Origin of the sequence: Streptomyces sp. NPDC012888 (assembly GCF_042900645.1) — a bacterium.
GTDB lineage: Bacteria > Actinomycetota > Actinomycetes > Streptomycetales > Streptomycetaceae > Streptomyces.
Window position 1 is genome coordinate 529,507 of the sequence record NZ_JBIBBM010000001.1, and the last position, 14,319, is coordinate 543,825.

12 protein-coding genes are annotated in these 14,319 nt (G+C 72.4%); 8 read left to right on the forward strand and 4 right to left on the reverse strand.

The window, feature by feature from the left end; genetic code table 11:
• Positions 1–2: 2 nt before the first annotated feature.
• Both ACFY61_RS02310 and ACFY61_RS02315 read left to right on the forward strand, forming a co-directional pair.
• A complete protein-coding gene (locus ACFY61_RS02310) occupies positions 3–1,295 on the forward strand; it encodes an amidohydrolase family protein (protein ID WP_389465789.1) in 1,293 nt (430 codons plus the stop codon).
• Positions 1,292–2,512: an amidohydrolase family protein gene (locus tag ACFY61_RS02315; protein WP_389465792.1), complete on the forward strand. Its 1,221-nt coding sequence runs from the start codon at positions 1,292–1,294 to the stop codon at positions 2,510–2,512. Before ACFY61_RS02310 ends, ACFY61_RS02315 begins: the two co-directional genes overlap by 4 nt.
• 22 nt (positions 2,513–2,534) lie before the next feature.
• Here ACFY61_RS02315 and ACFY61_RS02320 read toward each other — a convergent pair whose 3' ends face one another.
• The gene (locus tag ACFY61_RS02320; protein WP_389465795.1) at positions 2,535–5,615 is read right to left on the reverse strand and encodes an NACHT domain-containing protein; all 3,081 of its coding nucleotides are present in this window, start codon (positions 5,613–5,615) and stop codon (positions 2,535–2,537) included.
• A 92-nt stretch (positions 5,616–5,707) separates the two neighbouring features.
• Between ACFY61_RS02320 and ACFY61_RS02325 the strand changes: the two genes are divergently transcribed.
• From ACFY61_RS02325 to ACFY61_RS02335, 3 genes are read left to right on the forward strand one after another with little or no spacing between them, the layout of a single operon-like run.
• Positions 5,708–6,631, forward strand: coding sequence for a sterol desaturase family protein (locus ACFY61_RS02325; RefSeq protein ID WP_389465798.1), 924 nt, complete (start codon positions 5,708–5,710; stop codon positions 6,629–6,631).
• The gene (locus ACFY61_RS02330) at positions 6,628–7,362 is read left to right on the forward strand and encodes a lysoplasmalogenase (RefSeq protein WP_389465800.1); all 735 of its coding nucleotides are present in this window, start codon (positions 6,628–6,630) and stop codon (positions 7,360–7,362) included. Before ACFY61_RS02325 ends, ACFY61_RS02330 begins: the two co-directional genes overlap by 4 nt.
• A gap of 27 nt (positions 7,363–7,389) precedes the next feature.
• Positions 7,390–8,433 (forward strand): zinc-dependent alcohol dehydrogenase family protein, encoded by a 1,044-nt coding sequence (locus tag ACFY61_RS02335; RefSeq protein ID WP_389465802.1) that lies wholly within the window; start codon positions 7,390–7,392, stop codon positions 8,431–8,433.
• 81 nt (positions 8,434–8,514) lie between these two features.
• Here ACFY61_RS02335 and ACFY61_RS02340 read toward each other — a convergent pair whose 3' ends face one another.
• On the reverse strand, positions 8,515–10,047 hold the full coding sequence (locus tag ACFY61_RS02340) for a S8 family serine peptidase (protein ID WP_389465804.1): 1,533 nt from the start codon (positions 10,045–10,047) through the stop codon (positions 8,515–8,517).
• A gap of 258 nt (positions 10,048–10,305) precedes the next feature.
• Here ACFY61_RS02340 and ACFY61_RS02345 point away from each other — a divergent pair, with 258 nt between their 5' ends.
• The 3 genes from ACFY61_RS02345 (at position 10,306) to moaA (ending at position 13,466) form a co-directional block, all read left to right on the forward strand.
• Positions 10,306–10,674, forward strand: coding sequence for a DUF485 domain-containing protein (locus ACFY61_RS02345; protein ID WP_389465807.1), 369 nt, complete (start codon positions 10,306–10,308; stop codon positions 10,672–10,674).
• A complete protein-coding gene (locus ACFY61_RS02350; protein WP_389465810.1) occupies positions 10,671–12,296 on the forward strand; it encodes a cation acetate symporter in 1,626 nt (541 codons plus the stop codon). Before ACFY61_RS02345 ends, ACFY61_RS02350 begins: the two co-directional genes overlap by 4 nt.
• Positions 12,297–12,476: 180 nt before the next feature.
• A complete protein-coding gene (gene moaA, locus ACFY61_RS02355; RefSeq protein WP_389465813.1) occupies positions 12,477–13,466 on the forward strand; it encodes a GTP 3',8-cyclase MoaA in 990 nt (329 codons plus the stop codon).
• Positions 13,467–13,514: 48 nt separating this feature from the next.
• Here the strand turns inward: moaA and ACFY61_RS02360 are convergent, their stop codons facing one another.
• A complete protein-coding gene (locus ACFY61_RS02360) occupies positions 13,515–13,769 on the reverse strand; it encodes a hypothetical protein (RefSeq protein WP_389465815.1) in 255 nt (84 codons plus the stop codon).
• Between the two features lie 138 nt (positions 13,770–13,907).
• Positions 13,908–14,234 (reverse strand): DUF3099 domain-containing protein, encoded by a 327-nt coding sequence (locus ACFY61_RS02365; protein WP_389465817.1) that lies wholly within the window; start codon positions 14,232–14,234, stop codon positions 13,908–13,910.
• Positions 14,235–14,319: the final 85 nt, after the last annotated feature.

Sequence of the window (14,319 nt, forward strand, 5' to 3'; positions counted from 1 at the left end):
GTGTGAGCGAGTACGCGTACGAAGACCCGTACCTGATCATCTCCTCCGACTGCCACGCGGGCCTGCCCACCGAGCGGTACCGCCCCTACCTCGAATCCCGCTTCCACCGCGCGTTCGACGAGTTCCTCGGCCAGCGCGACGCCCGCCGCGAGGAGGCCACCCGGCTCGGCATCCGCAACGAGGCCTTCGCCGAGAAGTGGTTCCACGACAACGAGGAAGGCCTGCGGGGCGGCTGGGACACCGCGCAGCGGCTGAAGGAACTCGACGGCGACGGGGTGGCCGCCGAGGTCGTCTTCCCGGACGCCGACGCCGTCGACAGCCAGACCGCCGCCCCCTTCGGAGTCGGCCTCGGCCTCTCCGGCGACCAGGACCCCGAACTCGGCATGGCGGGCGCCCGGGCCCACAACCGGTGGCTCGCCGAGTTCGTCTCCGAGAACCCCGGGCGCCACTGCGGGGTCGCCCTGCTCCCGGTCACCGGCGAGACGGACCGGGTCGTCGCCGAGATCCACCGGGCCAGGGAGTCCGGCCTCGGAGCCCTGATGATCCCCTCCATGTGGGTCGACAAGGCCCCCTACCACGACCGCCGGTACGACCCGGTGTGGGCGGCCGCGGCCGAGTCCGGGATGCCCGTCGTCACCCACTCCGGGGCCGCGCCCCGCCACGAGTACGGCGACCACCTCGGCATCTACGTCTCCGAGGTCACCTGGTGGCCGGCCCGCCCGCTGTGGTTCCTGCTCTGGTCCGGCGTCTTCGAACGGCACCCGGGCCTCCGGTTCGGCGTCGCCGAGTCCGGGTGCTGGTGGCTGCCCAACCTGCTGTGGTTCATGGACCGCCTCTACCTCGGTGCCCACGGCGGCAAGAAGCTTTCCCCCTTCGCCGAACTGAAGCGCCCGCCCAGCGAGTACCTCGACCGGCAGTTCTTCGTCTGCGCCACCAACACCAAGCGGCGCGAACTGGCCCAGCGCTACGAGATCGGCGTCGACAACATCCTGTGGGGCTCCGACTTCCCGCACCCCGAGGGCACCTGGCCCAACACGCGCGCCTGGCTGCGCAACACCTTCCACGACGTCCCCGTCGCGGAGAGCCGCCGCATGCTGGGCCTGGCCGCGGCCGAGGTCTTCGGCTTCGACACGGAGGCACTCGCCCCCCTCGCCCGCCGCATCGGGCCCACCCCGGCGGAACTCGGCCAGCCCGCCGACCAGGCCGCCGTCGAAGCCTCCTGGGCCCGCTCCCGGGAGGTCGGCCGGCACTGGCTGACCGGCCACGACTTCCCGGTCCTGGGGGTGGACCGGTGAACGACGACCGCTACACGGTGATCTCGGCGGACTGCCACGCCGGAGCCGACCTCCTCGACTACAGGCCCTACCTGGAGAAGCGCTTCCACGAGGACTTCGACGCCTGGGCCGCCACCTACGTCAACCCGTACGAGGACCTGCTCGCCGACACCGCCGACCGCAACTGGAACTCCGCCCGCCGCCTGGCCGAACTGGAGGCCGACGGCATCGTCGCCGAGGTCGTCTTCCCCAACACCATCCCGCCGTTCTTCCCGAACGCCTCGCTGATGGCCCAGCCGCCGACCCGCGAGGAGTACGAACGGCGCTGGGCCGGCCTCCAGGCACACAACCGCTGGCTGGCGGACTTCTGCGCGGACGCGCCGGGCCGGCGCGCGGGCGTGGTCCAGATCCTCCTCAACGACGTGGACGCCGCGGTCGCCGAGATCCGCCGCACCCGGGAGGCCGGCCTGACCGGAGGCGTCCTGCTCCCCGGCGTCCCGCCCGGCTCGCCCGTCCCCGAGCTCTACTCCGCCGTCTACGACCCCATCTGGGCGGTCTGCGCGGAGCTCGGGGTCCCCGTCAACCACCACGGAGGCTCGGCGTCACCGCCGCTGGGCGACGAGCCGGCCGCACGGGCGGTCTTCATGGTGGAGACCACCTGGTTCTCGCACCGCGCGCTGTGGCACCTGATCTTCGGCGGCGCCTTCCGCCGGCACCCGGACCTCATGCTGGTCCTCACCGAGCAGGGCTCCGGCTGGATCCCGGGCGTCCTGGAGATGCTGGACTACTACCACGGCCGCCTGGTCGCCGCCTCGGCCACGGCGGAGTCCAAGTTCGGCGCGGGCCTGGCGGAGGCGATGGGGCGCGGGCCGTCGGAGGTGTGGCGCGACAACTGCTTCGTCGGCGCGAGCTTCATGCGCCCGCACGAGGTCCCGCTCCGCGACCGGATCGGCCTCGACAAGATCATGTGGGGCAGCGACTACCCCCACGACGAGGGCACCACCCCGTACTCGCGCGAGGGCCTGCGCATCGCGTACGCGGGCCTCCCGCGGGACGAGGTCGCCGCGATGGCCGGCGGCAACGCGGCCCGGGTGTACGGGTTCGACCTGGCGCTGCTGGACGCGGTCGCCGCGAAGGTCGGCCCGACCGTGGCCGAGATCTCCGCCCCGCTGACGGAGGTCCCGGCCGCGGCCACCAGCCCGGCGTTCGCCCCGGGGGGCTCGGTCCGGGTCTGGTAGCCGCGGGGTCCCGCCGGGCGGTTCACAAGAGCCGGAGCCGCCCCGGCGGGAAGAGGCCGCTGCCCAGCGCGGGCGTGGTCGCCGTGAGATCCACGCGCAGCCGGTCGAGGTCCGCAAGCGGGCCGAGGTCGATGGACGGGCCGCATTGGTGGATGCTGAGGCGGTTGAGGTGCGGCAGCTTCCGGAGGGGTTCGAGACCGTTGGTGAGCACGCATGTGCTCAGGTAGAGCTCGGTGAGGTTCCGGTGGCGTACCAGCGTTGCCGGATCGAGCGCGGGGTGGTTGAGGAGTCGCAGGGTGCGGAGCCGGGGAGGTCGGATGTCCGCGAGTTCTGAAGCCTGCCGAGGGCCGGTCACGGTCAGCCATACCAAGTCGCGCCAGCCCTCGATTCCCCGCAGGCTCATGTGTTCGGCGCTCGCGTAGAGGCCGAGACCGGTCAAGGGGCCGGGGAGCGGAAGGTCCGCCACGCAGGTGGCCTCCGGTGTGAGGTCCAGCCCCAGATGGGACAGCCGGGTCAGCTCGACCATGGGTGACAGGTCGAGCCCGTTGGGCATGCGGTACAGGTAGAGGGTCTCCAGCGGTAGCCGCCGGACGCCCCGCAGGTCGACCGCCGAGCAGTCGTCGAAGCCCAGCAGCTTGAGGTGAGGCAAGGCCGACAGCGCGGACAGGTCGTCCAGCATGCGGTTGGACCCGAAGTAGACCTCCTCGGCTCCGTGGTCCAGCAACTCGGCCGGGATGCCGTGGTCACCGTCCAGACGGACGCGCTTGAGGTGCCGCAGCCGCCGCAGTTGCGCCAGTTGTGCCGCCGTGTACACCTGCAGGAAGACCACCGGCCCGAGCGCGCTGCGGCTGAGCACCGCGTCCGTGTACGCCTCGGCGTCGAATCGGCGCCAGCTTCCGGCCAGTTCGTGGCACACCTCGAAGCGGTCGTCGTCGCGGAACCTGGTGACCAGGTCAAGGGCGCGCTGGCCGCCGACGAGCGAAGCCGTTCGCACCGTGGCCGCCGCCTCCACCTCGCTCAGCTCCTCCGGGCCGGGCAGCAGGTCCAGCACCAGCTCGCCCACTTTGGCGAGCTCTCCGGCCTGGTCCCGCGAGCGGGGCGGCAATAACCCCGCCGTGCGGGAGCGGATCTCGTCCCGTACGGCGGCGTCGAGTTCGGGGGCGTGCTCCAGGCAGGCCGCGGCCAGGAGCACCAGGCGGCTGCGGGCGCCCCTGACCTTGTCCGCGCGGCGGAGCAGGCCGCGCAGGATGCGGGTCCGCTCGTCGGGGCGGGCGTGGCCGACGGCCATGCGGACGACGTCGTCCCAGGTGTCGTCGTGGGCGTTGCGCACGAGCACGCCGAAGTCGCGCGACTCCACCGCCGCCTTCGCGCCCAGGTAGTCCTGGAAGGTCCGGTGGACGAAGTCCACCGAGCCCTTCACCGGCTCCCGCAGCAGCCCGCTGCGGATCAGCAGGTGGGAGAAGACCCGCTCGGCGTCGCCCTGCTCCCGGACCTGCGGCATCGCCGCGAGCCACTCGTCCAGCAGCTCGACCGCCTCCTCGCGCCCCGCCTCCACCTGCCCGTTGCGGATCAGCCAGTACGCGAACCGCTGGAGCAGCAGGATCTGCTCGTCCCGGGTGAGGTACACGCCCTCGACCCCACTGATCTCCCGCTCCGTGTCCCGCCGGACCAGCAGCATGTCCAGCGCCGCGTCGTACAGCTCCTTGCGGGCGCGGGGGAGCTGCATCCGCCGGTCCCGGTTCAGGGCGCACAGCAGCGCGCACATCAGGGGGTTGGTGGCGAGCCGGCCCAGGTCCCGGCGGGCGCCGACCGCCTCCAGCAGCGAGGCCTCGTACGCGGCCAGGTCCTCGCCGCCGCATTCCGTCCGTGCGGCCGCGTGCCAGTGCGTGACGAACGCCCGGACGTCCTCCCGCTCCATCGGCAGCAGCGAGTGCGGTGTGAAGCCCGCTCCGGCCAGCCAGTCCTCCGGTACCGCCGAGGGCCGGGTCGTCACCACGTAACGGGCCCTGGGGAAGGCCGAGACGAGTGACCGCAGCCAGTGCTCCGTCCGGGTGCGCAGCCGTTGCGGGACCTCGTCCACGCCGTCCACCAGGACCAGGGCCCGGCCGCTCAGCATGAGGTCCTCGACCCAGTCGGCCGGGGCCGACAGTGGTACGCCCGAGGCCCGGAGGAAGGCCTCCGGCGCCGGCAGGGCCTCCAGGGTGGTGAAGGACCGCAGCCGCAGCACGAACGGCACGCAGCTGCTCCACGGCCCTGCCGTTCGCCGGGCCGCGTTGAGCGCCAGCCACTGCAACAGGGTGCTCTTGCCCGAGCCGGCCGGACCGCGCAGCAGGATCCGGTCCGCGGTCCCGAGCGCCTGCTCCGCCCTGGCGGTGGCACGGTGCGGCCCCGGCTCCCCGGGCAGCGGCTGCTGCCCGCCGCTCACGCTGAGGCTGATGTACGCGAGGTCCAGCGGCCACTCCTCCCGGGCCCGGGCGGTCGTCAGCCCGAACAGCTGGAGGCGCCCGTGGGTGGCGGCCACGTACGCCGCGTACCGCTCCTCGAACGCCAGCGCCGCGCCCTCCGCCACGTCGCCCGGCCGCTCCGACAGCCGGCCCACGGCCCGCGCCAACTCGCCGGTGCGGCGAACGAGTTCCACGTCCGCCCGGGCCCCGAACCCGGGCAGCGTCGTCACGTACTCCACCGCGTGGACGCAGGTGAGCCGGATCAGGTCGCGGCAGACCGCCTCGGCGGCGCCGCTCAGCCCGGCCCCCGGCGGGACCGGCAGCCGGGCCGCCAGGGCCGCCGGGTCCAGGTCCGCCGCGAACACGGCGTCCGCGTCGAGCGGCCCCACGGCCGCGAACGCGTCACCCACCGCAGCCAGCACCGCCTCCCGCTCGTGCCCGGGCAGCCGCGCGGCGGCCTCGCCCAGCCGGTCCGCGAGCAGCTCCGTCAGGTGGCGCACCTCCCGGTCGCCCAGCGCCGCCGGGCGCCGCCACGGCGGTGCCGGCCGGCCCGGTGCGGACGTCAGACCCGCGCCCGGGACCCGCCCCAGCCTGGCCCGCACCAGCGCGCCCGCGGCCGCCCCCGCCGCCCGTAAGGCGGCCGTCTCCCAACCCGTCATGCGCCCTCCCCTTGTACCGTCGGTAACCCCGACGGATACTGATCGGTAACAACCCCTAGCGACACCCCGGATCCCGCCCCTAAGGTGCGCCCATGCCGAACCTGCCCGATGTCGTGCTCTGGTCCATACCCGCGTTCGTCCTGCTCACCGTCATCGAGATGGTGAGTTACCGGCTCCATCCCGACGAGGACGCCGCCGGCTACGACGCCAAGGACGCGGTCACGAGCGTCACCATGGGGCTCGGCAGCATCGGATTCGACCTGCTCTGGAAGCTCCCGGTCGTCGCCGTCTTCACGGCGGTCTACGAACTCACGCCGCTGCGCGTGCCGTTCCTGTGGTGGACCGTCCCGCTGATGTTGCTCGCCCAGGACTTCCTCTACTACTGGCAGCACCGCGGCCACCACGTGATCCGCATCCTGTGGGCCTGCCACGTGGTCCACCACAGCAGCCGGAAGTTCAACCTCACCACCGCCCTGCGCCAGCCCTGGACCAGCGCCACCACCTGGTGGTTCTACCTGCCGATGGTGGCGCTCGGCGTGCACCCGGCCGTGATCCCGTTCTGCTACGGGATCAACCTGCTGTACCAGTTCTGGGTGCACACCGAGCGCATCGGGAAGCTGCCCCGCGCCTACGAGTACGTCTTCAACACGCCCTCGCACCACCGCGTCCACCACGCCTCGCAGGGCGGCTACCTCGACCGCAACTTCGGCGGGATCCTGATCGTCTGGGACCGGATGTTCGGGTCCTGGGTGGGCGAGACCGAGCAGCCCGTCTACGGCCTGACCAAGAACATCGGCACCTACAACCCGCTGCGCGTGGCCACGCACGAGTACGCCGCCATCGCCCGCGACGTACGCGCCGCCCGCAGCTGGGGCGAGCGCGCCGGACGGGTCTTCCGCGGGCCCGGCTGGCAGCCGGCCGCCCCCGCCGCACCCGCCGCCCCCGCCGCCGCACCCGCCGCACCCCCCGCCCCCGCCGGGGCACCGGCTGCCGCCGCGCGGGAGAGCGCCGCGTGAGCGCCGACGCCGGGCGCGGCGGCGGCCCGTCGTGGGTGGCCGCGCCCGCCGCGGCCGCCGCCGCGGCCCGCCGGGAGACCCTCGGCCGGGCAGCCCTCGGCGGCTTCGCCGCCGCCACCGCCGCGGACCTCGGTTCGCTGCTCGCCGGCTGGGACCCGGGGCACGTCCTGTTCAAGCCGCTGCTGATGCCCCTGCTCATCGCGTACGTACTGACCCGCGGCGCCCCCCGCCTGCTGGTCGCCGCCCTGGCCTTCGGCTGGGGCGGGGACCTGGCCCTGCTCTTCGACGCCGAGGCCGCCTTCCTCGCCGGCATGGGCTCCTTCGCCCTCGGGCACGTCTGCTACCTGGTGCTGTTCGGCACCCGCCCGGTGTCCCCGTGGCTCGGCGCCGTCTACGTGACGGCCCTCGTCGGCACGGTAGGGCTGCTCTGGGGCGACCTGCCCGCCGAGCTGCGGATCCCCGTCGCCGGGTACAGCCTGCTGCTGACCGCCATGGCCTGGCGGTCGGCCGCACCGGCGGCCCGGGCCGGCCTCGGCGGGGCGCTGTTCCTGCTGTCGGACACGCTGATCGCCACCGGGGTGGCGGAGTGGCCACAGCTGCCCCGGCCCGATTTCTGGATCATGCTGACCTATCTGGCCGCGCAGTACCTGCTGGCCACGGGCGTACTCGCGGCCCGCCCGGCGAACCCGGTCCGCGAGCAGGCGTACGGTAGGGAAGTCATACAAGACTGAACCACCTAGCCGGAGGACTGCACCACCATGCGCGCCACCGTCATCCACGCCCCGCACGACATCCGCGTGGAGGAGGTGCCAGACGCGGCGGTCCAGGAGCCGCGGGACGCGGTCGTCCGGGTGCTGCGGGCCTGCATCTGCGGCAGCGACCTCTGGGCCTACCGCGGCGAGGCCCAGCGGCAGCCCGGCCAGCGCATCGGGCACGAGTTCCTGGGCGTGGTCGAGGAGACCGGCTCCGCCGTCTCCTCCCTCCGCCCCGGAGACCTGGTCGTCGCCCCGTTCATGTGGTCCGACGGGACCTGCGACTACTGCGCCGAGGGCCTCTTCACCTCCTGCGTGCACGGCGGCTTCTGGGGCTCGGTGGGCCACGACGGCGGCCAGGGCGAGGCGGTCCGGGTCCCGCACGCCGACGGCACCCTGGTGAAGCTGCCCGCCGACGCCGCCTCCGACGACCACCTGCTGACCGCCCTGCTCGCCCTCTCCGACGTCATGGGCACCGGCCACCACGCCGCCCTCGGCGCCGGCGTGCGCCGGGGATCCACGGTCGCCGTGGTCGGCGACGGCGCGGTCGGGCTGTGCGGCGTACTGGCGGCCAAGCGGCTCGGCGCCGAGCGGATCATCGCCCTGGGCCGCCACTCCGCCCGCACCGACATCGCCAAGCTCTTCGGCGCCACCGACGTGGTCGCCGAGCGCGGCGAGGCCGCCGAGGCCGCCGTACGGGAGCTCACCGGCGGCCAGGGCGCCCACTCGGTCATCGAGGCGGTCGGCACCGAGCAGTCCATGCGCACCGCCGTCGGCATCACCCGCGACGGCGGGTCCATCGGCTACGTCGGCGTGCCGCACGGCAGCGGCACCGGCCTCGACCTGGGCGTCATGTTCGACCGCAACATCAGCCTGCGCGGCGGCGTGGCCCCGGTCCGGGCCTACATCCCCGAGCTGCTGGCGGACGTCCTCGACGGCACCATCGACCCGGCCCCGGTCTTCGACCGCGCGGTCGGCCTGGACGAGGTGCCGGACGGCTACCGGGCGATGGACGACCGCAGCGCGCTGAAGGTGCTCATCAAGCCGTGAGGGTCCCGGCGGTACGCGCCGGGGGCGGGGGGGGGGCGCGCCGCCCCCGCCCGGCCCCCGGCCGGGTGTTGCCGATGTCTGCTACTTCACCGCGTTGAGCGCGTTGACCTGGCCGTAGCCGTAGTAGCCGGTCTGGCCCCACTTGCTCTGGCAGGTGGTGGCGTCGATCAGGTTGCCCGTGTTGTCGTAGACCTTCTCCGGGCAGACCATCTTGTCCGCCTGCGCCTTCAGCATGCGCTGCAGCTGGGCCGGCGTGGCCCACGGGTTGGCGCTCTTGAGCAGGGCCGCGACGCCCGCGACGTGCGGGGTGGCCATCGAGGTGCCCTGCTTGTAGCCGTAGCCGCCGTCGAGGACGGTGGACAGCACGCGGCCGTTCTTGTCCGGGGTCTCCGGGATCTGGTACCGGTCGCCGCCGGGGGCGGAGACGTCGGCGACGCCCAGGCCGTAGCTGGAGTAGTAGGACTTGAAGCCCTTGTCACCGGTGGAGGTGACCGTGACCACGCCCGGCAGCTGGGTCGGCAGGTCCAGGCAGACCTTCGGGTCGATGGTCCGCGGGCCCGGGACGGTGTCGTTCGGGCTGCTGTCGTCGAGGATCGAGTCGGCGGCCAGGTCGAAGTTGGAGTTGCCGGCCGCGGCGACGTTGAGGACGCCCTTGCGCTCGGCGTACTTCGTCGCCCGGGTGAGGGACTCCACCAGCGCCTTCTGGTCGTCGTCCGTCTTGCAGTTGAACATCCACGGGTCGACGTAGTAGCTGTTGTTGGTCACCTCGATCCCCTTCTCGGCGGCGAACATGAAGCCGCAGACGACCGCCTCGGTGAAGAACAGGCTGGTCGCGGGCTCGCTCACCTTGATGCCGGCGACCTTGACCCCCGGCGCGATGCCGGTGATGCCCTGGCCGTTGCGCGGGGCGGCGATGGTGCCGGCCACGTGCGTGCCGTGGTCGCTGCCGTCCGCGTACGGACGCCAGGCGCCCTCGGAGGTGTCCGCGACGCCGCCGACGCAGTTGGCCGACTGCTCGCGCGAGAAGTTCGGGGCCAGATCGGGGTGGGTGTCGTCGACACCCGTGTCGATGACGCCCACCGTGACGTCCTGGCTGCCATCGTTGATCTTGTGAGCCTGGTCGGCCTTGATCGCACGCACGTCCCACTGGTTGGGCTCCAGCGGCTCCTCGCCCGGGGCGGCGGCCGCCGCCGCGCGCGCGGCCTCGGCGGCGCCGAGCTTCTGGGTGCTGCCCTCCTCGGTGGTCTGCACCGACTGGAGCGGGGCCGTGCGGGTGGCGCCCACCGAGGTGAACAGGTGCTTCTGGGTCCGCAGCTGCTTGGCGAACTCCGGGTTCTGGGAGTGCGCGACGACGACCCCGATCTGCTCATAGGCCGTCACCACCGTGCCACCGGCCCGCTCGACGGCCTTCTTCGCCTGCTTCACCGAGCCGTACGCGGTCAGGTTCGCCACGTAGCTGAGCTTGGGGCCGCTGGTGGAAGGCTGGGTCACACCGCTGTTGCCGAGCGGGGCCGCCGAGGCCGCCACCGAGGGCACGAACGCGAGCGAGGCCGTGAGCGCCAGACCGACCGGCACCGCGAGGGCGCGCCGGCGTCCGGATCCCAGATGAGCCATGGGTTCTCCACATCATCCGTAAAAAGCCGTCCGGACGCGGGTCGCGTCGGACGGGTTCATGACAGGTGAACCTAGCTCGCGTGTTCCCTTCCGCGCTATGAGTTCGAGGAATCAGTTCCATAAGAAAAGTCGGCCGCTGAACCGTCGCGGCCCGGCGTACGTGCCGTTGACAGGGAGACGGCATCGTCCGGCCCCCGCCCGGGCAGTCACCGTGTCCGCAGCCCCCACCCCGCACCCGCGTCGCAAGGAGAGCTCCCCGTGACCACCGAAGCAGCGCCGCCGCCGAGCGGCCCGGAAGCCGGTACGGCGACCACGCCGACGGCGGAACAGTTCACCGCCGTCCAGCAGAGCGAGGAGTTCGGGGAACTGCGCCGGTCCTACCGGTCCTTCGCCTTCCCCCTCACCATCGCCTTCATCAGCTGGTACCTGCTGTACGTCCTGCTGTCGAACTACGCCGGCGGCTTCATGGGGACCAGGCTCTTCGGCAACGTCAACGTCGCCTTCGTGCTCGGCCTCGGCCAGTTCGCCACCACGTTCCTGATCGCCTGGTGGTACTCCCGCCACGCCGCCGAACGCCTCGACCCCAAGGCCGAGGCCATCAAGTCCCGCATGGAGGCCGGAGAATGACGCTCACGCACCACCTGGCGGCCGGAGGAGCGAGCGAGCACCGCCCGCTCATCATCACCCTGTTCGGCCTGTTCGTCGTCGCCACGCTCGTCATCACCGTCTGGGCCGGCCGGCAGACCAAGGGCGCCGCGGACTTCTACGCCGGCGGCCGCCAGTTCACCGGCTTCCAGAACGGCCTGGCCATCTCCGGCGACTACATGTCCGCCGCGTCCTTCCTCGGCATCGCCGGCGCCATCGCCCTCTTCGGCTACGACGGCTTCCTCTACTCCATCGGCTTCCTCGTCGCCTGGCTGGTCGCCCTGCTGCTGGTGGCCGAGCCGCTGCGCAACTCCGGCCGCTACACCATGGGCGACGTCCTCGCCTACCGGATGCGCCAGCGCCCGGTCCGCACCGCCGCGGGCACCTCCACCATCGTGGTGTCGATCTTCTACCTGCTCGCCCAGATGGCCGGCGCGGGCGTCCTGGTCTCCCTGCTGCTCGGCATCACCAGCGACGGCGGAAAGGTCGCGATCGTCGCCCTCGTCGGCGTCCTCATGATCGTCTACGTCTCCGTCGGCGGCATGAAGGGCACCACCTGGGTCCAGATGGTCAAGGCCGTCCTGCTGATCGCCGGCGCCCTCCTGCTGACCTTCCTGGTGATGTGGAAGTTCGACTTCAACGTCTCCGCGCTGCTCGGCAAGGCCGCCGAGGAGAGCGGCAAGGGCGCCGCCTTCCTGGAGCCCGGCCTGAAGTACGGCGCCACCGGGACCTCCAAGCTCGACTTCATCTCCCTCGGCCTCGCCCTGGTCCTGGGCACCGCCGGTCTGCCGCACATCCTGATCCGCTTCTACACCGTCCCCACCGCCAAGGCCGCCCGCAAGTCCGTGAACTGGGCCATCGGCATCATCGGCGGCTTCTACCTGATGACCATCGCGCTCGGCTTCGGCGCCGCCGCCCTGCTGGAGCGGAGCGACATCATCGCCTCCAACCCGGCGGGCAACACCGCGGCCCCGCTGCTCGCACAGGAGCTCGGCGGCGGCGCCGACTCCACCGGCGGCGCGATCCTGCTCGCGGTGATCTCCGCGGTGGCCTTCGCCACCATCCTCGCCGTGGTCGCCGGCCTCACCCTCGCCTCGTCCTCGTCCTTCGCCCACGACATCTACGTCAACGTGATCCGCAAGGGCCGGGCCACCGAGCAGGAGGAGGTCCGGGCCGCCCGCCTGTCCACCGTGGTCATCGGCGCCGTCGCCATCGGCCTCGGCGCACTGGCCCGCGACCTCAACGTGGCCGGCCTGGTGGCCCTGGCCTTCGCGGTCGCCGCCTCCGCCAACCTCCCGACGATCCTCTACAGCCTCTTCTGGAAGCGCTTCACCACCCGGGGCGCCCTGTGGTCGATCTACGGTGGCCTGATCTCGGCGGTGGTCCTCGTGCTGTTCTCACCCGTCGTGTCCGGCAACCCGAAGTCCTCCATGTTCAAGGGAGTGGACTTCCACTGGTTCCCGCTGGAGAACCCCGGGATCATCTCCATCCCCCTCGGCTTCCTGCTCGGCTGGCTCGGCACCGTCCTGTCCAAGGAGAAGGCCGACCCGCAGAAGTACGCGGAACTGGAGGTCCGGTCGCTGACCGGGACCGGGGCCCACTGAGACCCTGTGAACACGCAGCGTGGCCACCTCGTACGTCCGTACGAGGTGGCCACCTGACGTATCGTTCCTTTGGCGACGTCAACAAGCCACGGGGGTCCCGTAGGCTCGATGACAAGGGATGACACCGGACACACCACCGGATCCGCCGTCACCAGAACCGGACAGGGGAGGGGGCCCACAGTGCTTCTCGACACCTACGGCCGCGTGGCCACTGACCTGCGCGTCTCGCTCACCGACCGGTGCAACCTGCGCTGCACGTACTGCATGCCCGAGGAGGGCCTGCAGTGGCTGGCCAAGCCCGACCTCCTCACCGACGACGAGATCGTCCGCCTCATCCGGATAGCCGTCACCGACCTCGGGGTCACCGAGGTCCGCTTCACCGGCGGCGAGCCGCTGCTCCGCCCCGGCCTGGTGGGCATCGTCGAGCGGTGCGCGGCCCTGGAGCCCCGCCCCCAGATGTCCCTCACCACCAACGGCATCGGCCTCAAGCGCACCGCGGGGGCCCTCAAGGCCGCCGGCCTGGACCGGGTCAACGTCTCCCTGGACACCCTGCGCCCCGAGGTCTTCAAGGCCCTCACCCGCCGTGACCGGCACAAGGACGTCATCGAGGGCATGGCCGCCGCCCAGGAGGCCGGGCTCACCCCGGTCAAGGTCAACGCCGTCCTCATGCCCGGCCTGAACGACGACGAGGCCCCCGACCTGCTGGCCTGGGCCGTGGCCCAGCAGTACGAGCTCCGCTTCATCGAGCAGATGCCCCTCGACGCCCAGCACGGCTGGAAGCGCGACGGGATGATCACGGCCGGTGACATCCTCGAGTCGCTGCGCACCCGGTTCGAGCTGACCCCCGAGGGCCAGGAGGCCCGCGGTGCCGCCCCGGCCGAGCGCTGGCTGGTCGACGGCGGCCCGGCCACCGTCGGCGTGATCGCCTCGGTCACCCGCCCGTTCTGCCGCGCCTGCGACCGCACCCGGCTCACCGCCGACGGCCAGGTCCGCACCTGCCTGTTCGCCACCGAGGAGTCCGACCTGCGCGCGGCCCTGCGCTCGGGCGCCCCGGACGAGGAGATCGCCCGCCTGTGGAAGGTGGCGATGTGGGGCAAGAAGGCCGGCTCCGGGCTCGACGACCCGTCCTTCCTCCAGCCCGACCGCCCGATGTCCGCGATCGGCGGCTGAGGCCCCGCCCCCGCCGCCCGTTCCGGGCGGCGGGCCGGCCGTACGCGGCTACGCGTCCGCCTGCCGCTCCTCAGCCTCCTGCCAGTCGGCGAGCGGTACGACGTCCTTGAGGAACCCGCGCACGTCCAGGAACCGGGACAGGTGCTCGCGGTGCTCCCCGCACGCCAGCCAGGTCTTGCGGCGCTCCGGCGTGTGCAGCTTCGGGTTGTTCCAGGCCAGCACCCACTCGGCCGCGGCGCGGCAGCCCTTGGCGGAGCAGACGGGGGTGGCGGGTTCATCGGCGGGAGCGGCGAAGAGGTTCACGCCCCCACCCTAGAAGACGGAATGACGACGCCGAGCAGCCACGGGGGGAGCTGCCCGGCGTCGGTCCGTCGCTCCGACGGGGGATGCGGAGCGCGTAGGCAGTATGTCACGGGGGACCCGGTGCGGTGCACCGGAACTTCATGATTGATCTGAGCTTTTATTGAGGTTTCCCGGACCCAGTGCGGGGCGTGCGGGAGGGGCGATGAAGTTCGACGGCAGCGAGGGGGTGCTCTCCCGGCCCGCGTTGGCGATGACCACGGCCACGTAGGGCAGCAGGGCGCCCGCGATGAGCGTCACCACGGCCACGTGCCGTTCCACGTTCCACAGGATCACCGTCAGGATGACCGACAGGGTCCTGATGGACATCGAGATCACATAACGGCGCTGCCGCCCCCGCACGTCTTCCGCGAGCCCCATCCGGGCCCCGGTGATCCTGAAGACCTCGGCTCCGTTCCGCTTCTTCACACCACCACCGTACGCCTGGCCCCGCCTGCTGGGGAGAGCGGGTACCCCCGGACGGGCCCGCCCGACATGCGGCGTTCGTCCCCGG

What these genes read in the sequence shown, in the direction of transcription:
- ACFY61_RS02325 (WP_389465798.1), top strand. Translation starts at nt 5,708, where the DNA reads ATGCCGAACCTGCCCGATGTCGTGCTCTGGTCCATACCCGCGTTCGTC.
- ACFY61_RS02320 (WP_389465795.1), bottom strand. Translation starts at nt 5,615, where the DNA reads ATGACGGGTTGGGAGACGGCCGCCTTACGGGCGGCGGGGGCGGCCGCG.
- ACFY61_RS02340 (WP_389465804.1), bottom strand. Translation starts at nt 10,047, where the DNA reads ATGGCTCATCTGGGATCCGGACGCCGGCGCGCCCTCGCGGTGCCGGTC.
- ACFY61_RS02335 (WP_389465802.1), top strand. Translation starts at nt 7,390, where the DNA reads ATGCGCGCCACCGTCATCCACGCCCCGCACGACATCCGCGTGGAGGAG.
- ACFY61_RS02350 (WP_389465810.1), top strand. Translation starts at nt 10,671, where the DNA reads ATGACGCTCACGCACCACCTGGCGGCCGGAGGAGCGAGCGAGCACCGC.